The organism is Paraburkholderia atlantica (assembly GCF_009362785.1).
Classification (GTDB): domain Bacteria; phylum Pseudomonadota; class Gammaproteobacteria; order Burkholderiales; family Burkholderiaceae; genus Paraburkholderia; species Paraburkholderia atlantica.
Genome location: NZ_WHNQ01000027.1, coordinates 46626 through 64990, shown reverse-complemented (window position 1 = coordinate 64990; position 18365 = coordinate 46626). Strand labels below are relative to the sequence as shown.

Sequence of the window (18365 nt, the reverse complement as noted above, 5' to 3'; positions counted from 1 at the left end):
ATGACCAAATCGGAATTGGTCGCCCAGCTGGCTACGCGATTTCCGCAACTTGTTCTCAAGGATGCGGATTTCGCGGTGAAGACGATGCTTGATGCGATGTCGGAGGCACTTGCCAAAGGCCATCGGATCGAAATTCGTGGCTTCGGCAGCTTCGGCCTCAACCGCCGTCCCTCCCGCGTCGGACGCAATCCGAAGTCGGGCGAGAAGGTGCTGGTACCCGAGAAGTACGTACCGCACTTCAAGCCGGGCAAGGAATTGCGCGAGCGGGTGGATCGTCGCGCGGGCGAGCCGCTGAAGGCCGAGGAGCCGGATGACGACCTTTAATGACTCCGCTGTGCGTCTTGCAGCGTGGCATAGCTAGCGTCAGCGGCCAAAGCCAGTCGGCAAAAGACCAGGAAAAGCGCCTTCGGGCGCTTTTTTTTCGTCCATCATTTGAGAAGTGGTGCCTCCCGGTGCGGCCATTGCATTTCGCGAATCTCCCGTAAGTGCCCCGTCCCGCCACTTGCTGCCCAGCCGCGAGGGCATCCATTACAATACGGGTCACTTCGGCGCGGGCAACACCGTGGCGCGACGCGTCATCGAGCCGGCGTCACCCCGCAACTGCCGTGAAGAGATCTATTCATGAAATTTATCGTCTGGCTGATCCGTGTTCTGGTGTTCGTGCTGCTGCTGGTGCTGGCGCTCTCCAACACGCAACCCGCTACGCTGAATTTCCTCGCCGGCTACGTCTGGTCGGCGCCTTTGATTCTGATCGGCCTCGCGTTTTTCGTGATCGGCTTGCTCGCGGGGCTCGTGTCGGCGATGCCGGCTGTCGTGCGTCTGCGCATGGAGAATGGCCGGCTTAGGCGCGAGTTGCGCGTGGCACGCGAGACTCCGGCCGTGGTGGAGCAGCCGCCGATGCCGCCGCTCATCTGAGCTGTCTTGCGCCGCGCGCTCTGAGCGCGGCTTTTCGTTTTCGCTTTCCCGCACATTTGCATTAATCGCATGGATCTAGACTTCTGGTGGCTGCTGGTCATACCCGTCGCGTTCGCGTTCGGCTGGATGGCGGCGCGCTACGACCTCAAGACGCTGTTGTCCGAAAGCGCCAACCTGCCGCGGTCGTATTTTCGCGGCCTGAACTTTCTGCTCAACGAGCAGCCCGACCAGGCGATCGACGCATTCATCGAAGTCGTCAAGCTGGATCCTGAAACCGTCGAATTGCATTTCGCGCTCGGCAATCTGTTCCGCCGGCGCGGCGAAACGGACCGCGCCATTCGGGTGCATCAAAATCTGCTGAGCCGCGCGGATCTGCCGGTCAACGAGCGCGATCACGCACTGTACGAACTCGGCCAGGACTTCCTGAAAGCGGGTCTGCTCGACCGTGCCGAAGAAACCTTCCGCTCGCTGCAGGCGGGCGATTACGCACTGGGCGCTCAACGCGCGCTGTTGACGATCTACGAGATCGAGAAGGACTGGGTCAAGTCGATCGATACCGCGCGCCATCTCGAAACGATGGGCGCGCCGTCGCTCGACAAGGAAATCGCGCAGTTCCATTGCGAACTTGCTCAGGAAGCGCTGCAGCAGAAAAAGCCGGACGAAGCACGTCATCAGCTCAGTCTCGCGCTGAAGGCGAACCCGACCAACGTGCGCGCGACGATCCTGTTCGGCGATGTCGACGCGGCCGGCGGCGCGCCGGAAGCGGCGATCGGGCAATGGCGCCGGGTCGAGGAGCAGAACCCCGCCTATCTGCCGCTCGTTGCCGAGAAGATCATGAAGGCGTATGAAGCGCTCGGCCGCGCGCAGGAGGGCGCCGATCTGCTGACCACTTGGGTCGACCGTCACCCGAGCAATGATCTGCTCGACGTCGCGTATCAGCACGTCGCGTCGCTGCGCGGCGCCGATGCCGCGCATGCGCTCGCGCGCACGCAGATGCAGAAGTCGCCGAATCTCGCCGGCATGACGCGTCTGCTCGAAGCGCAGCAGGCCGTCGCCGAAGAGCCGCGGCGCAGCGAGCTCGAACTGATGCGCACACTGATCCGCCAGCGCACCAAAAATCTGCCACGCTATACGTGCCAGAATTGTGGTTTCAGGGCGCGGCTTTTCTACTGGCAGTGCCCAGGATGCAGCGGTTGGGAAACCTATGCGCCGCGCCGCGTCGAGCCGATTGCCGCGCCGAGCTGATGCCGCACGGGCGGCTTTGGACGCGTCGGCGTTGATTGCCGCGCCATTGCCCCGCGAATTTCGCAACGAGTTTATCGCCGGCCTCATGAGCGGCATTCATCACCGGAACCATCTACCGGACAGCGTATGAAAATCACCATTATCGGCACCGGCTATGTGGGCCTTGTCACCGGCGCTTGTCTCGCCGAAATCGGCAACGACGTCTTCTGTCTCGACGTCGATCAGCGCAAGATCGACATCCTGAACAAAGGCGGCGTGCCGATTCACGAGCCGGGCCTGCAGGAGATGATCGCCCGCACGCGCGCGGCCGGCCGCATCACGTTCTCGACCGATGTTGCGGCGAGCGTCGCGCACGGCGACGTGCAGTTCATCGCGGTCGGCACGCCGCCCGATGAAGACGGCTCCGCCGACCTGCAATACGTGCTCGAGGCCGCGCGCAACATCGGCCGAACGATGAACGGCTTCAAGGTGATCGTCGACAAATCGACGGTGCCGGTCGGCACCGCGCAACGCGTGCGCGCGGTGATCAACGAAGAGCTCGCGAAACGCGGGCTCGCGGGAAGTGCGCAGCATCGCTTCTCGGTGGTGTCGAACCCCGAGTTCCTGAAGGAAGGTGCGGCCGTCGACGACTTCATGCGCCCCGACCGTATCGTGATCGGCATCGACGAAGACGAACCCGGCGCGCGCGCGCGCGAAATGATGAAGCGTCTGTACGCGCCGTTCAACCGCAATCACGAACGCACGCTGTACATGGACGTGCGCTCGGCCGAGTTCACCAAGTACGCGGCCAACGCGATGCTCGCGACGCGCATCTCGTTCATGAACGAGATGTCGAATCTCGCGGACAAGGTCGGCGCCGACATCGAGGCGGTGCGCCGCGGCATCGGGTCCGATCCGCGCATCGGCTATCACTTCCTGTACGCGGGCTGCGGCTATGGCGGCTCGTGCTTTCCGAAGGACGTGCAGGCGCTGATCCGCACCGCGAGCGAGAGCGGCCACAACCTGCGCATTCTCGAGGCGGTCGAGGAAGTGAACGACCAGCAGAAGGACGTGCTCGTGAACAAGATCGCCGCGAAGCTCGGTGAGGATCTGAGCGGCCGCACGTTCGCGGTGTGGGGCCTCGCGTTCAAGCCGAATACCGACGACATGCGCGAGGCGCCGAGCCGTCGCGTGATCGGTGAGCTGCTGGCGCGCGGCGCGAACGTGCGCGCGTACGATCCGGTCGCCGTGACCGAGGCGCAACGCGTCTTCGCGATGGATCTGCATGCGGCGCCCGAGCAGCTCGCGCGCCTCACGTTCACGAGCACCCAGGACGAAACGCTGACGGGCGCCGATGCACTCGTGATCGTGACCGAATGGAAGGAGTTCAAGAGTCCTGATTTCGTGCATCTGAAATCGGTGCTGAAGACACCGCTGATTTTCGACGGCCGCAATCTGTACGAACCGGACGCGATGATCGAGCTCGGTATCGACTACCACGCTATTGGACGCCCCTATGCCCAACCCTCTGAACTTCCGGCCGATGCCTGAGGCCATGCCCGCGGCGCCCGCGTCCACGACGGCGCAGAAGCTGACGGTCGTGCCGCGCGGGCAGCTCAGTGCGGCGCGCGTGCTGGTGGTCGGCGACGTGATGCTCGACCGTTACTGGTTCGGCGACGTCAACCGCATTTCTCCGGAGGCGCCCGTGCCGGTCGTGCACGTGCAGCGCCAGGAAGATCGCCTGGGCGGCGCGGCGAACGTCGCGCGCAACGCGGTCGCGCTCGGCGCGCAAGCGGGCCTGTTGTGCGTGGTCGGTCATGACGAGCCCGGCGAGCGCATCGTGCAGCTGCTCGACGAAAGCGGCGTGACGCCGCATCTCGAACGCGATCCGGCCTTGCTGACGACGATCAAGCTGCGGGTGCTATCGCGTCAGCAGCAATTACTGCGCGTCGATTTCGAGAACTCGCCGGCGCATGAAGTGCTGCTAGCGGGGCTTGCGCGTTTCGACGAGCTGCTGCCGTCGCACGACGTGATCCTGATGTCCGACTACGCGAAGGGTGGCCTCACGCACGTCACGCAAATGATCGCGAAGGCGCACGCGGCCGGCAAACCCGTGCTCGTCGATCCGAAGGGCGACGACTGGGAACGCTATCGCGGCGCGACGCTGATCACGCCGAATCGCGCGGAATTGCGCGAGGTCGTCGGGCAGTGGAAGTCCGAGGAAGACCTGATCGCGCGCGTCACGAAGCTGCGCGCCGAATTGCAGTTCAAGGCGCTGCTGCTGACGCGTTCGGAGGAGGGCATGACGCTGTTTGCCGACGATGGCATCCTGCACGCATCGGCCGTTGCGCGCGAAGTGTATGATGTGTCGGGCGCGGGAGACACCGTGATCGCGACGCTTGCCGCGATGCTCGGCGCGGGTCTTTCCCTCGTCGACGCGGTCGGGCTTGCGAATCGCGCGGCCGGCATCGTGGTCGGCAAACTGGGCACCGCCACCGTCGACTACGACGAACTCTTCTCCTGATGCAGCCCGCGGGGCGCCGTCGTCCGACGGACCAGCGGACCCCTCGCGGCGTTGACTGAACGAAGCTCACTACCAAGCTCACTACGGCAGGATCATCATGACCGTCATCGTCACCGGCGCGGCCGGTTTTATCGGCAGCAATCTCGTGAAGGCGCTCAACGAGCGCGGCGAACAGCACATCATCGCCGTCGACAACCTCACGCGCGCGGACAAGTTCAGGAATCTGGTCGACTGCGAAATCGACGACTATCTCGACAAAACCGAATTCGTCGAGCGCTTCAGGCGCGGCGACTTCGGCAAGGTGCGCGCGATCTTCCACGAAGGCGCCTGCTCGGACACGATGGAAACCGACGGCCGCTACATGATGGACAACAACTATCGCTATAGCCGCGACGTGCTCGACATCTGTCTCGCGCAGGACGTCCAGTTCCTGTACGCTTCGTCGGCGGCGACGTATGGCGGCTCGAGCCGGTTCGTCGAGGAGCGCGAGGTCGAGCAGCCGCTCAACGTGTACGGCTATTCGAAGTTTCTGTTCGACCAGGTGATTCGCCGCGTGTTGCCCACCGCGAAAAGTCAGATCGTGGGCTTCCGTTATTTCAATGTGTACGGTCCGCGCGAAACGCATAAGGCGCGCATGGCGTCGGTCGCATTTCACAACTTCAACCAGTTCCGCGCCGAGGGCAAGGTCAAGCTGTTCGGCGAATACAACGGCTATGCGGCTGGTGAGCAGACGCGCGATTTCATCTCCGTCGAAGACGTCGTCAAGGTCAATCTGTTCTTCTTCGATCATCCGGAGAAGTCCGGCATTTTCAATCTCGGCACCGGCCGCGCGCAGCCGTTCAACGATATCGCGAGCACCGTGGTCAACACGCTGCGTGCGCTGAACAACGAGCCGGCGCTGTCGCTCGCGGATCAGGTGCAACGCGGGCTGATCGAATACATTCCGTTCCCCGACGCGCTGCGCGGCAAGTATCAGTGCTTCACGCAGGCCGATCAGTCGAAGCTGCGCGCGGCCGGCTACGACGCGCCGTTTCTGAGCGTGCAGGAAGGTGTCGATCGTTACGTGCGCTGGCTGTTCGGCCAGGTGTAATTAGTACGCCGTCCTCTTTAAACTGGAATCTCCTGGCCGGTGATGGTCGCCGGCCAGTGGCAACAGGGAGATTCCAATATGTTTCGAAAAGTTCTGGTTACCGCGGCGATGCTCGCCGCTTTCGGCCACGCGTATGCGGCGGTCGACGTCAACACGGCTAACGAAGACGCGCTGCGCGGCATCAAGGGTATCGGTCCGGCAAAAGCCAAAGCGATTGTCGACGAACGCAATGCGCACGGCCCGTTCAAGGATGCGGCCGATCTCGGCAAGCGCGTCAAGGGCATGGGCGGGCACACCATCGAGCGCCTGCAGGCGGAGGGTCTCGCTGTCGGACCGGCTGGCGCGGCTGCTAGCACGCAGGTTGCGGCAGCTGCAGCGGGCAAGGAGCCGGCCGCTGCGGCCGCGCCCGCCGCCGCGCAGAAGGGCGCCGCCGCAGTGGCGGTGAAGAAGTAAGCGGCCGCGAGCCTTGCGCGTGCCATGCTGAGGAGCGGCTTGCGGCGCGCAGGGTCCGCGAGCATCCCATTGCATCGATTGGTACACACGACTCCCGCGGCTCACGCCGCGGGCTTACTACGCAGCAAGTGGCATGCATCCATGCGGACAGAAGGGCTGCAGGGCAGCGCCCGAGATCGTGGTTTAGAATCGATGGATTGAAGACACTCTTTCGCGCATCGATCACAAGACCCCATATGGCATACAAAACGATTGAAGACACGGTCGGCAATACGCCGCTCGTACAACTCGTCCGGCTTCCCGACGACGAGATCCGCAGCCGCAACAATGTGATCCTCGCGAAGCTCGAGGGCAACAATCCGGCGGGATCGGTGAAGGACCGACCGGCGTTGTCGATGATCAAGAAGGCCGAAGCGCGCGGGCGCATCAAGCCGGGCGACACGCTGATCGAGTCGACCAGCGGCAACACCGGCATCGCGCTCGCGATGGCTGCGGCGGTTCGCGGCTACAAGATGGTGCTGGTCATGCCGGAAGATCTGTCGGTCGAGCGCCGTCAGAGCATGGCCGCCTATGGCGCGGAAATCATTCTGACGCCGGTCAAGGGCGGCATGGAGTACGCGCGCGATCTCGCTGAGCAGATGCAGCGCGAAGGCAAGGGCATCATCCTCGATCAGTTCGCCAACCCGGACAATCCGGCCTCGCACATCGAAGGCACGGGCCCGGAAATCTGGCGTGACACGGAAGGGCGCATCACGCACTTCGTGTCGTCGATGGGCACGACCGGCACGATCATGGGCGTGTCGACATATCTGAAGGCGCAGAACCAGCAGATTGAAATCATCGGCGCGCAGCCGGAGGAGGGTTCACGTATTCCGGGTATTCGCAAATGGCCGGAAGCGTATCTGCCGAAAATTTTCGACCGCAGCCGCGTCGACCGTGTGGAGAACGTCAGTCAATCCGCGGCCGAGGCGATGGCGCGCCGCCTGGCGTCGGTCGAAGGCATCTTCGCCGGAATTTCGTCGGGCGGTGCGTGCGAAGTCGCGCTGCGCATCGCGCGTCAGGTCGAGAACGCGACGATCGTGTTCATCGTCTGCGATCGCGGCGACCGTTATCTGTCCACGGGGGTCTTTCCCGCGTAAGCGGGTCAGCGAGCGCCTTCGCGGGCGCGCGAGCCAATGAAAAGCGCCGGTCGAGCCGGCGCTTTTTTTCCCTCCTTCAACGCGAGGCGCCCATGGCGACTCGCTGCGCGACTCACTGCGAATCTGAGTTCGACTGATCCGCCTGACCTCGCGACGCGCCGCCGTTGTTGGCCGCTTTCGCGGCATTCGCCGCGTCGATTGCTTCCATCTGCGCTTTGACCTTCTGACCCAGCTGATACACCGCGAGCGCATAGAAGAAGCTGCGGTTGTAGCGGGTGAGCACGTAAAAGTTTTTCAGGCCGAGCACGAACTCGGTGCCGCGTCCCGGTGTCGGCAGATCGACCACCGTGACCGGCGTGCCTGCTTCGGAAGCGGTGTCGAGGTTCGGCTCGTTCAGCACGAGGCCGGCGCGAAGCAACTGGTCGAGCGGCCAGTGCGGCTCCGGCTGACCGGTGGCCGCCGCCTGCGCGACACCGAGGCTACCCGCGTCCGAGCCGATTCGCCATACCACCGGCCGACCGCTTTCCCAGCCGTTCTGGCGCAGATAGTTCGCGACGCTGCCGATCGCATCGGCGTCACTCGTGCGCAGATCGATGTGCTTGTTGCCCTCGTAGTCGACCGCGTATTGGACGATGCTGCTCGGCAGGAACTGCGGAATGCCGATCGCGCCCGTGTACGAACCGAGCACCGTGTTCGGGTCGATCTGCGCGTCGCGCGTCCATACCAGGTAGTCTTCGAGATTCTTGCGGAAGGTCGCCTGGCGGTCCGCGCGATTCGCGGTGTTCGGATAGTCGAAGCTCAGCGTGGTCAGCGCATCGAGCACGCGGAAATTACCCATGTAGCGGCCGTAGATCGTCTCGACGCCGATGATGCCGACGACCATCTCCGGCGGCACGCCGAACTCCTGATACGCGCGCTGCAGCGTGGCGCGGTTCTCGCGCCAGAACTGCACGCCGGCATTGACGCGCACCGGGTCGAGAAAGCGCGCCTGATACGAGCGCCAGTTCTTGACCGACGGCGTCAGCGACGGCGTGACCAGCTTCACCGCGGTCGCCGAGTAGCTGACGCCGGCAAACAGCGCATGCAGCGACGCTTCGTCGAAATCGTAGCGCGCGACCATCTCGTTGATGAACGCATCGACGTTCGCGTTGTTCGCATAGCGCTGCGGAATGATCTCTTCCTCAAACGTTTGCCCTTGCGGTACCGGCTGTTGCGGCTGGCTCTGCGCGAGCTGCACCGATGCTTTGCGCGGGGCGCTTTGCGCGCTCGCGGGACTTGCTGCGATGAACATGCACGATGCGACGGTCAGTGAGGCGGCGAGGGTGTTGAGGCGAAGCCGGTTGCGTGGGGATCCTGCGGACAGAGCAAGCTTGACGGTCATGGTGAGCAGTGAGCGCGATGCGTGAAAGGCTGGAAGCAGTCGGAAAGCGGCAGGAACGAAACGGCGAATAACGGGTCGGGGAAGTATACCCGACGGCTCCCGCAAAACCGTGCTGAATCGGCGACAGCGGCGTCGTGTGGTAACTTGACGAATGTGGGCGCGCGGGGGCGCGCGCCCCTCGACGGAGACACGTCGCGCGCGCAGTTCATGCGCCGCGCCGTAGAAGAGACGCACAACACGAACTATGGCAACAGGTTTCTATTCCCACCCCGACTGTCTGCTGCACGACATGGGACAGTGGCATCCCGAGTGTCCCGCGCGTCTGCAGGCGATCGAGGATCAGCTGATCGCGAGCCGCATCGACGCGCTGATCGAGCGCGAGTCGGCGCCGCTCGTCGACGAGGCCGCGCTGCTGCGCGTGCACACGCAGGCGCACGTCGACTACATCCGCGGCCGCTCGCCGGTCGAGGGCGTCGCCGAAATCGATCCCGACACGACGATGAACCCGCACACGTTGCGGGCCGCGTTGCGCGCGGCGGGCGCGGCCGTCGCCGCCACCGACGCGGTGATCGAAGGCCGCTACGACAACGCGTTCTGCAGCGTGCGGCCGCCAGGCCATCACGCGGAGCCGGCGCGCGCGATGGGCTTCTGCTTCTTCAACAACGTCGCGATCGCCGCGCGCCACGCGCTCGACGTGCATGGTCTCGCACGTGTCGCCATCATCGACTTCGACGTGCATCACGGCAACGGTACCGAGGCCGCGTTCGCCGGCGACCCGCGCGTGCTGATGTGCAGCATCTTTCAGCACCCGTTCTATCCGTTCACGGGCGCCGACAACCAGGCGTCCAACATGTGCAACGTGCCGATGCCGGCACGCTCGAACGGCATGGCCGTGCGCGAAGCGGTCGATATGCTGTGGTTGCCGCGCCTGCACGAGTTCAGGCCGGAGATGCTGTTCATCTCGGCCGGCTTCGACGCGCATCGCGAGGACGACCTCGGCAACATGGGTCTCGTCGAAGACGATTACGCGTGGATTACCGACCAGGTGCGCGAGATCGCGCGGCGCTACGCGCGCGGGCGCATCGTCAGTTGTCTCGAGGGCGGCTACAACCTGTCGGCGCTCGGGCGCAGCGTGGTCGCGCACGTGCGCTCGCTGGCGGAGATCTGAGCCATGAACGTCAACCCCGTCAATACCGGCGACGCGTCGCTGGTCACCATCGAACCCGACGCGTATCACGTACCGGGCGTCGTGCGCGTAACGATGAACCGGCCCGATGCATTCAATGCGCTGTCCGAAGCGCTGCTCGAAGAACTGCAGCAGACGTTGACCGACATCGCGAAGACCGATGCCCGCGTGGTCGTGATCGCCGGCGCAGGCCGCGCATTCTGCGCGGGCCACGACCTGAAGGAAATGCGCGCGGCGCCGTCGCTCGCGTACTACCAGCAGCTATTCGCGCGCTGCACGAAGCTGATGCTGACGATCCAGCGCATGCCGCAGCCGGTGATCGCGCGCGTGCACGGCATCGCGACCGCGGCCGGCTGCCAGCTCGTCGCAATGTGCGATCTCGCGGTCGCCGCCGAGACCGCGCGCTTTGCCGTGTCGGGCGTGAACCTCGGATTGTTCTGCGCGACACCATCGGTGCCGCTTTCGCGCAACCTGTCGCGCAAGGCCGCGCTCGAAATGCTGCTGACCGGCGACTTCATCGACGCCGCCGAAGCGCGTAAGCAGGGGCTCGTTAACCGCGTCGCCCCAGCCGACGCGCTCGACGACGAAGTCGCGCGGCTCGCCGCGAGCATCTGCGCGAAGCCGGTCGAGGCGGTCAGCGCTGGCAAGAGCCTGTTTTACCGGCAACTCGAAATGGGTATCGAAGCCGCGTACCAGCTCGCGGGGCAGACGATGGCCTGCAACATGATGGACGACTCGGCGCTCGAAGGCGTGCAGGCTTTCATCGACAAACGCGCGCCGGCGTGGAAGCGGTAGTCGACGGCTACCAGGCGCCGCATCTTCTCAACTCCGTCCCACCGACCGTCTTTCAATCCAGTCGACCAGCGCCGCGATCACCCGATCGCGGTCGAGGTCGTTCATCGTCTCGTGATAGCTGCCCTCATGCAGCGTGAGCGTCTTGTCAGGCGAGCCCGCGTGCTCGCCGAACGCGCGGCTGCCGTCGGGCTCGGTCAGTTTGTCGTCGGTGCCATGAAACACGAGCAGCGGCATGCGCAGCCCCGCGCGGCCACGTTCAATCCGCGCCATCGCGCGCAGCAGCTCGGCGCCCGTGCGCGCCGGAATCGCGTCGTGATGCACGAGCGGATCGTTGAGGTTGGCTTTGACCACCGGCTGAAGGCGCGACAGCAGCGTAGGGTCGATCTTCATCGCCGGGAAGCCCGGATAGACGCGGCTGATCAGCTGGCTTAGCGCGAGCATCCACTTCGGCACGTCGCGGCCCGGCGCAAGCGCGGGGCTCGACAGGATCAGACCACTCAGGCGCCGCCCGCTCGAGCCGAGACGTTCGATCGCGTACAGCGCGGCCACCGCGCCACCCATGCTGTGACCCATCAGGAAGAGCGGCGCGCAGCTTTGCGCGGCGGCATCGAGCAGCGCCTGCGCATCGAGCAGGTAGTCGTCGAAGCGTTTCACATAGACCCGCCTGCCGGGCGCGTGGCCGTGGCCGCGCAGATCGATCGCGACGAGTTCGATGCCCGCCGCGTTGAGCCGGTCCGCGACGGCCGCGTAACGGCCGGCGTGCTCGGCGAGGCCGTGCAGCAGCGCGACCGTCGCGCGTATCGGGCCGTTCGGCTGCCAGCGATACAGCGGCAACTCGATGCCATCGCCGGTCGTGACCGACGCGCGCTGCGGCGCGTCTTTCTTAAGACTGCCGGCGCTCGCGCGCACGGTGTGGCTCGGGGAATTCTGCATGGTGGCAGCCTGTGCGGAGGGGGTGGCCCGATCATAGTCGCAGCGGCGCGACGCGCGCGAGGTTTGTGCATAAGGCGCGGCTCTAATGCCCTCAGGTTATGAAAAGATCGGAATTGATTATTAAAGGGTATGTCGCCGCTGCGGTAGAATGGCGACCTTAAATCCCAATAAAAGAAACGGCGGCCGCTTGTCGGGAGCACGATGCTCGCCGGCAGCCTCCGCCGTTTTCGTTTGTCCATGATCGAAATACGCAATGTTTCCCAGCGGTTCGCCGGACCCCGGGGCTGGGTCGAAGCGCTGCACAACGTCAATCTGACGATTCCGGCGGGCGAGGTGTTCGGCATCATCGGCCGCAGCGGCGCGGGCAAGAGCACGCTCGTGCGCACGATCAACCTGTTGACGCGCCCATCCGAGGGCAACATCCTCGTCAACGGCCGCGATCTGACGACGCTGCCCGCCGCGCAACTGCGCGACGCGCGTCGCGAGATCGGCATGATCTTCCAGCACTTCAATCTGTTGTCGTCGCGCACCGTGTATGAGAATGTCGCGCTGCCGCTCGAACTGGCGGGCATGAAGCGCGACGAAATCGAGGCCAACGTTCTGCCGCTACTCGAGCTCGTCGGACTGTCGGCGCAGAAGGACCGCTATCCGGCGCAGATCAGCGGCGGGCAGAAGCAGCGCGTGGGCATTGCGCGGGCGCTTGCGAGCAAGCCGAAGGTGCTGCTGTCGGACGAGGCGACTTCCGCGCTCGACCCCGAAACCACGCGCGCCATTCTTGATCTGCTGAAGCGCATCAATCGCGAACTGAACCTGACGGTCGTGCTGATCACGCACCAGATGGACGTGATCAAGCAGGTCTGCGATCGCGTCGCGGTGCTCGACGCGGGCCGCGTCGTCGAAGAAGGCAAGGTGATCGACGTGTTCCTGCAGCCGCACCACGAAGTCACGCGCGCGCTGATCGGCGACGTGATCGCGCAGGAGCTGCCGCCCGCCATGAAGGCGCGCGTCGCGCAGCGCCTGAAGACCGGCAGCGGTCATCTGTTGCGCCTCGCGTTCACTGGTTCCGGCGTCGATCAACCGATCCTGTCGGAGACGATTCGCCGCTACGAACTCGACTTCAACATCCTGCACGGCCAGATCGACGAGATCCAGGGGCAGGCGTTCGGCTCGCTCGCGGTTCTGGCGGGCGGCGACCCGACCAAGGTCGCGCAGGCGATCACGTTTCTGCGCGAGCAGGGTGTCGTAGTGGAGGAGCTCTCGCATGTTGAGTGAAATGTTCGATATGTTCGTCCAGTCGTTCTGGGAGACGCTCATCATGGTGGGCATCTCCGGACTGATTGGCGCCGTGGTTGGCGTGCCGCTCGGCGTGCTGCTGTATCTGACCGACCGTCAGGGCGTGCTCGAAAACGTCGCGGTGAATCGCGTGATGGGCGTGATCGTCAATGCGGTGCGCTCCACACCTTTCATCATCCTGCTGGTCGCGGTGATTCCGTTTACGCGGCTCGTCGTCGGCTCGTCGATCGGCACCGCGGCGGCGATCGTGCCGCTGACGATCGCCGCCGCGCCGTTCATCGCGCGTCTGGTCGAGACGGCGCTGCGCGAGGTCGATCGCGGGCTCATCGAGGCGGCCCAGGCGATGGGCGCGACCACCAGTCAGATCGTCTTCAAGGTGCTGTTGCCGGAATCGCTGCCGGGCGTAGTCGCCGGCTTGACGATCACGTTCGTGTCGCTGGTCGGCTATTCGGCGATGGCGGGCGCGATCGGCGGCGGTGGTCTTGGCGACCTCGGCATCCGCTACGGCTATCAGCGCTTCCTGCCGGAAGTGATGCTCGCGGTCGTGCTGATCCTGATCGTGTTCGTGCAGCTGGTGCAGTCGTTTGGGGATTGGCTCGTGCGTCGTTTGAGCCATAAATAAACAAGGGCGTTCGGAAGCCCGCTAATAGAGATTCGGAAAAGGTCCATCATGCAACGTCGCTTCATTCTCAAGCTGGCCGCCGCGCTGGGCGCGGCAACCCTCTTCGCCACCACCGCGGCGCATGCCGACGACACGATCAAGGTCGGCGTCACTGGCGGCCCGCACGCGCAGATCATGGATGTCGTGAAGACGGTCGCCGCGAAGAACGGCCTCACCATCAAGATCGTCGAATTCTCCGATTACGTGCAGCCGAACGCTGCGCTCGCGAGCGGCGATCTGGACGCGAACAGCTACCAGCACGACCCGTACTTGCAGGCGCAGGTGAAGGACCGTGGCTACAAGCTGATCCGTATCGCCGATACGGTCACGTACCCGATGGGCATCTACTCGAAGAAGGTGAAGTCGCTCGCGGAACTGCAGCCGGGCGCGAAGATCGCCGTGCCGAACGATCCGACCAACGGCGGCCGCGCGCTTCTGCTATTGCAGAAGCAGGGCTTGCTGAAGCTGCGCGCCGATGCCGGCCTGAAGGCGACGCCGCTCGACATCGTCGACAATCCGAAGAAGCTGAAGATCGTCGAGCTGGACGCGGCGCAGATTCCGCGTTCGCTGGGCGACGTCGATGCCGCCGCGATCAACACCAACTTCGCGATGGAAGCGGGCCTCAAGCCGAAGCAGGACGCCATCGCGATCGAGGACCCGAAAGGTCCGTACGTGAACGTGATCGCGATCCGCGAAGCGGACAAGAACAAGCCGTGGGTCGCCAAGCTCGTCGCGGCGTACCACTCGCCGGAAGTGAAGCAGTTCGTCGACAGCAAATTCGGCGGCGCGGTGATCACCTCCTGGTGATGCAATGGTCCACGGACCTCGCAGAACACGACGGCGATGCGAAATTAGAGGTCGGATTCGGAACCCGGGGTTGTCTCCCGGGTTTTTTAGAGATTAAAATAGAACGATCGTTCGATATTGCCGTCACGCCGCGGAGGAGCGATATCCTCCCGCAGAGCGCCCGCGACACGGCTGCCATCAGGGCAGTCGCTATAATGTTCGTCGGGTTGACGTATTCGTAACTTTGGAGCGTGTGCATGAAAATTCTGGTGCCAGTGAAAAGAGTGGTCGACTACAACGTGAAGGTCCGCGTGAAATCGGACGGCACGGGCGTCGATATTGCGAACGTGAAAATGTCGATGAATCCGTTCGACGAAATCGCGGTTGAAGAGGCCGTGCGTCTGAAGGAAGCGGGTGTGGCGACCGAAGTGATCGCCGTGTCGGCCGGTGTTGCGCAGTCGCAGGAAACGCTGCGCACCGCGCTCGCGATCGGTGCGGACCGCGCGATCCTGATCGAATCGAACGTAGAGCTGCAGCCGCTCGCAGTCGCGAAGCTGCTCAAGGCGCTGGTCGACAAGGAGCAACCGCAGCTGGTGATCCTCGGCAAACAGGCCATCGACGACGACTCCAATCAGACCGGCCAGATGCTCGCCGCGCTGGCGAACCTGCCGCAGGCGACGTTCGCGTCGAAGGTGGTTGTCGCGGACGGCAAGGCGACGGTGTCGCGTGAAGTGGACGGCGGCGCCGAAACGCTGTCGCTGACGCTGCCGGCCGTGGTGACGACCGATCTGCGCCTGAACGAGCCGCGCTACGTGACGCTGCCGAACATCATGAAGGCCAAGAAAAAGCCGCTGGAAACGATCAAGCCCGAAGACCTCGGTGTGGACGTCACGCCGCGTCTGAAGACGCTGAAAGTCGCCGAGCCTCCGAAGCGTTCCGCCGGTGTGAAGGTGCCGGACGTGAAGACGCTGGTCGAGAAGCTGAAGACCGAAGCCAAGGTGTTGTGAGGAGACGCAAGAAATGACGAATCTGGTAATTGCAGAACACGATAACGCGTCGATCAAGGCCGCGACGCTGAACACGATCGCAGCGGCACAGAAGATCGGTGGCGATATTCACGTGCTGGTCGCGGGTCACAACGCGCAGGCCGCGGCCGATGCGGCAGCGAAGATCGCCGGCGTCGCCAAGGTACTGCTGGCCGACGCGCCGCAACTCGAAGCGGGTCTCGCGGAAAACGTCGAAGCGACAGTGCTGACGCTCGTGCAAGATGCGGCGAAGAACTACACGCACATCCTCGCGCCGGCTACCGCGTACGGCAAGAACGTCGCGCCGCGTATCGCCGCGAAGCTCGACGTCGCGCAGATCAGCGACATCACCGCAGTGGATAGCGCCGACACGTTCGAGCGTCCGATCTACGCCGGCAACGCCATTGCGATCGTGCAATCGGCTGATCCGATCAAGGTCATCACGGTACGTTCGACCGGTTTCGACGCCGTCGCAGCCGAAGGCGGCAGCGCAGCGGTCGAGAAGATCGAAGCCGCAGCCGACGCCGGCATCTCGCAGTTCGTGAGCCGCGAAGTGACGAAGCTCGATCGTCCGGAATTGACGAGCGCGAAGATCATCGTGTCGGGCGGCCGTGGTCTGGGCAATGGCGAGAACTACACGAAGGTGCTCGAGCCGCTGGCCGACAAGCTCGGCGCGGCGCTCGGCGCATCGCGCGCAGCCGTCGACGCGGGCTTCGTGCCGAACGACTACCAGGTCGGCCAGACCGGCAAGATCGTCGCGCCGCAACTGTACGTCGCGGTCGGCATCTCGGGTGCGATCCAGCACCTGGCCGGCATGAAGGACTCGAAGGTCATCGTCGCGATCAACAAGGACGAAGAAGCGCCGATCTTTAGCGTGGCCGACTACGGCCTCGTCGGTGATCTGTTCACCCTCGTGCCGGAACTCGTGAAGGAACTCGGCTAAGCGCCGCGGCGGCTGAAGAGGCCGCCGAAAGCAAGCGAAGGGCGCAGGACCGACCAAGTCCCGCGCCCTTTTTTCATATCAAGGGAGGAGAACCGAAATGAGCTATACGGCGCCCATCAAGGACATGCTGTTCGTGATGAAAGAACTGGCCGGACTCGAAGACATCGCGAAGCTGCCCGGCTTCGAAGACGCGAACCTCGACACGGCGCGGGCCGTGCTCGAAGAGTCGGCGAAACTATGTGGCGAAGTGCTCGCGCCGCTAAACGTCGACGGCGATCGCAACCCGAGCAGCTGGAAGGATGGCGTCGTCACCGCGACGCCCGGTTTTAGCGACGCCTTCCGCCAGTTCGCCGCGGGCGGCTGGCAGGGCGTGCAGCATCCGCTCGACTATGAAGGGCAGGGGCTGCCGAAGCTGATCGGGACGCCATGCGTCGAAATGCTCAACGCGTCCAATCTGTCGTTCGCGTTGTGTCCTTTGCTGACCGACGGCGCGATCGAAGCACTATTGACTGCCGGCAGCGAAGCGCAGAAACAGACCTTCGTGCCGAAGCTGATCTCGGGCGAATGGACCGGCACGATGAACCTGACCGAGCCGCAGGCGGGCTCCGATCTCGCGCTGGTACGCACCCGCGCCGAGCCGCAGGGCGACGGTTCGTTCAAGCTGTTCGGCACGAAGATTTTCATTACGTGGGGCGAGCACGACATGGCGAAGAACATCGTCCATCTCGTTCTTGCGCGCACGCCTGACGCGCCCGATGGTGTGAAGGGCATTTCGCTGTTCCTCGTGCCGAAGTTTCTCGTCAACGAGGACGGCTCGCTCGGCGAGCGCAACGACGTGCATTGCGTGTCGATCGAGCACAAGCTCGGCATCAAGGCGAGCCCGACAGCGGTGCTGCAGTTCGGCGATCACGGCGGCGCGCTGGGTCAGCTGATCGGTGAAGAGAATCGCGGCCTCGAATACATGTTCATCATGATGAACGCCGCGCGTTTCGCGGTCGGCATGCAAGGAGTCGCGATCTCGGATCGCGCATATCAGAAGGCGGTCGCGTATGCGAAGGAGCGCGTGCAGAGCCGTCCGGTGGATGGCTCCGCGAAGCAGTCGGTCGCGATCATCCAGCACCCGGACGTGCGCCGCATGCTGTCGACGATGCGCAGCCTGACCGAGGCGTCGCGCGCGCTCGCGTACGTCGCGGCCTCGCACTGCGATATCGCGCATCGTCATCCGGACGACGCTACGCGCGCGAAGCATCAGGCGATCTACGAATACCTGGTGCCGATCGTGAAGGGATGGAGCACGGAACTGTCGATCGACGTGACGAGCCTGGGTGTACAGGTGCATGGCGGCATGGGCTTCATCGAGGAAACCGGCGCCGCGCAGTACTACCGCGACGCGCGCATTCTGCCGATCTATGAAGGCACGACCGCGATCCAGGCCAACGACCTGATCGGTCGCAAGACGCTGCGCGACGGCGGCAAGGTCGCGCAGGAACTGCTGGCTGGCATCGCCGAAACGGTTGAAGCGCTCGGCGCGCAGCAGGGCGCGGCGTTCGCGTCGATGCGCACACAGCTCGCGCAAGGGCAGCGTGCGCTTGGCGCGGTCGTCGATTTCGTTGTCGCGAATGCGAAGAGCGATCCGAATGCGGTGTTCGCGGGCAGCGTCCCTTATCTGAAGCTCGCGGGCATCGTGTTGGGCGGCTGGCAGATGGCGCGTGCGCAGCTCGCCGCGGCGGCGAGGCGCGACGAGGACCCCGCGTTTCATGACGCGAAGATTGCAACTGCACGGTTTTACGCCGAGCATGTGCTGCCACAGGCGGCCGCGCTCGAAGTGTCGATCGTCAGCGCGAAGGGTGGCGAGGGTGTGCTGGCTCTGTCGGAAGACCAGTTCTGAGCATGCGTTGATGCCCGTCGCGAGCGCGGCGGCACATTGAAAAGCAAACGGCGCCTCGCGGGGCGCCGTTTGCTTTTACTGCTGCTTTTTGTTGCCGCGTGCGCTGTGCGGGCGGGGCCACGTCACCGC

18 protein-coding genes are annotated in these 18365 nt (G+C 64.3%); 16 read left to right on the top strand and 2 right to left on the bottom strand.

From position 1 onward, the window contains the following. From GCT19_RS29930 to cysM, 8 genes are all read left to right on the top strand, one after another. The gene (locus GCT19_RS29930; protein WP_006050255.1) at positions 1 to 324 is read left to right on the top strand and encodes an integration host factor subunit beta; all 324 of its coding nucleotides are present in this window, start codon (positions 1 to 3) and stop codon (positions 322 to 324) included. 297 nt (positions 325 to 621) lie between these two features. After that, positions 622 to 915 (top strand): LapA family protein, encoded by a 294-nt coding sequence (locus GCT19_RS29925; RefSeq protein WP_013090140.1) that lies wholly within the window; start codon positions 622 to 624, stop codon positions 913 to 915. A 69-nt stretch (positions 916 to 984) separates the two neighbouring features. After that, the gene (gene lapB, locus GCT19_RS29920) at positions 985 to 2160 is read left to right on the top strand and encodes a lipopolysaccharide assembly protein LapB (protein WP_018435648.1); all 1176 of its coding nucleotides are present in this window, start codon (positions 985 to 987) and stop codon (positions 2158 to 2160) included. A 126-nt stretch (positions 2161 to 2286) separates the two neighbouring features. Next, positions 2287 to 3690 carry a UDP-glucose dehydrogenase family protein gene (locus GCT19_RS29915; protein ID WP_152853937.1) on the top strand — a complete coding sequence of 468 codons (1404 nt, stop codon included), beginning with the start codon at positions 2287 to 2289 and terminating at the stop codon, positions 3688 to 3690. Continuing rightward, a complete protein-coding gene (rfaE1, locus tag GCT19_RS29910) occupies positions 3656 to 4663 on the top strand; it encodes a D-glycero-beta-D-manno-heptose-7-phosphate kinase (protein ID WP_018435650.1) in 1008 nt (335 codons plus the stop codon). The genes GCT19_RS29915 and rfaE1 overlap by 35 nt, the downstream gene beginning before the upstream one ends. Positions 4664 to 4760: 97 nt before the next feature. Next, positions 4761 to 5753, top strand: coding sequence for an ADP-glyceromanno-heptose 6-epimerase (gene rfaD / locus GCT19_RS29905; RefSeq protein ID WP_018435651.1), 993 nt, complete (start codon positions 4761 to 4763; stop codon positions 5751 to 5753). A 78-nt stretch (positions 5754 to 5831) separates the two neighbouring features. Beyond that, positions 5832 to 6206 (top strand): ComEA family DNA-binding protein, encoded by a 375-nt coding sequence (locus GCT19_RS29900; RefSeq protein ID WP_026228728.1) that lies wholly within the window; start codon positions 5832 to 5834, stop codon positions 6204 to 6206. A 236-nt stretch (positions 6207 to 6442) separates the two neighbouring features. Continuing rightward, the gene (cysM, locus tag GCT19_RS29895; RefSeq protein ID WP_152853936.1) at positions 6443 to 7345 is read left to right on the top strand and encodes a cysteine synthase CysM; all 903 of its coding nucleotides are present in this window, start codon (positions 6443 to 6445) and stop codon (positions 7343 to 7345) included. 112 nt (positions 7346 to 7457) lie between these two features. Here cysM and mltB read toward each other — a convergent pair whose 3' ends face one another. Then, on the bottom strand, positions 7458 to 8636 hold the full coding sequence (mltB, locus tag GCT19_RS29890) for a lytic murein transglycosylase B (protein WP_152853935.1): 1179 nt from the start codon (positions 8634 to 8636) through the stop codon (positions 7458 to 7460). Between the two features lie 334 nt (positions 8637 to 8970). Between mltB and GCT19_RS29885 the strand changes: the two genes are divergently transcribed. Both GCT19_RS29885 and GCT19_RS29880 read left to right on the top strand, forming a co-directional pair. Continuing rightward, on the top strand, positions 8971 to 9894 hold the full coding sequence (locus tag GCT19_RS29885; RefSeq protein WP_026228729.1) for a histone deacetylase family protein: 924 nt from the start codon (positions 8971 to 8973) through the stop codon (positions 9892 to 9894). A 3-nt stretch (positions 9895 to 9897) separates the two neighbouring features. After that, on the top strand, positions 9898 to 10707 hold the full coding sequence (locus GCT19_RS29880) for an enoyl-CoA hydratase (protein WP_152853934.1): 810 nt from the start codon (positions 9898 to 9900) through the stop codon (positions 10705 to 10707). Positions 10708 to 10734: 27 nt separating this feature from the next. Here GCT19_RS29880 and GCT19_RS29875 read toward each other — a convergent pair whose 3' ends face one another. Further along, complete coding sequence (locus GCT19_RS29875) at positions 10735 to 11640, bottom strand: alpha/beta hydrolase (RefSeq protein WP_018435657.1); 906 nt, start codon at positions 11638 to 11640, stop codon at positions 10735 to 10737. A 237-nt stretch (positions 11641 to 11877) separates the two neighbouring features. On the opposite strand from GCT19_RS29875, the gene GCT19_RS29870 reads away from it, so the two are divergent. From GCT19_RS29870 to GCT19_RS29845, 6 genes are all read left to right on the top strand, one after another. Continuing rightward, positions 11878 to 12912, top strand: coding sequence for a methionine ABC transporter ATP-binding protein (locus GCT19_RS29870; protein WP_026228730.1), 1035 nt, complete (start codon positions 11878 to 11880; stop codon positions 12910 to 12912). Next, the gene (locus GCT19_RS29865; protein ID WP_008924321.1) at positions 12902 to 13555 is read left to right on the top strand and encodes a methionine ABC transporter permease; all 654 of its coding nucleotides are present in this window, start codon (positions 12902 to 12904) and stop codon (positions 13553 to 13555) included. The genes GCT19_RS29870 and GCT19_RS29865 overlap by 11 nt, the downstream gene beginning before the upstream one ends. A gap of 48 nt (positions 13556 to 13603) precedes the next feature. Beyond that, positions 13604 to 14401 (top strand): MetQ/NlpA family ABC transporter substrate-binding protein, encoded by a 798-nt coding sequence (locus GCT19_RS29860; protein ID WP_018435659.1) that lies wholly within the window; start codon positions 13604 to 13606, stop codon positions 14399 to 14401. A gap of 236 nt (positions 14402 to 14637) precedes the next feature. Beyond that, entirely contained in the window at positions 14638 to 15387 is a 750-nt protein-coding gene (locus GCT19_RS29855) for an electron transfer flavoprotein subunit beta/FixA family protein (RefSeq protein WP_152853933.1), read from the top strand. A 13-nt stretch (positions 15388 to 15400) separates the two neighbouring features. Further along, complete coding sequence (locus tag GCT19_RS29850; RefSeq protein WP_152853932.1) at positions 15401 to 16348, top strand: electron transfer flavoprotein subunit alpha/FixB family protein; 948 nt, start codon at positions 15401 to 15403, stop codon at positions 16346 to 16348. Between the two features lie 97 nt (positions 16349 to 16445). Next, complete coding sequence (locus tag GCT19_RS29845) at positions 16446 to 18236, top strand: acyl-CoA dehydrogenase (protein ID WP_152853931.1); 1791 nt, start codon at positions 16446 to 16448, stop codon at positions 18234 to 18236. The last annotated feature ends 129 nt before the right edge of the window (positions 18237 to 18365 follow it).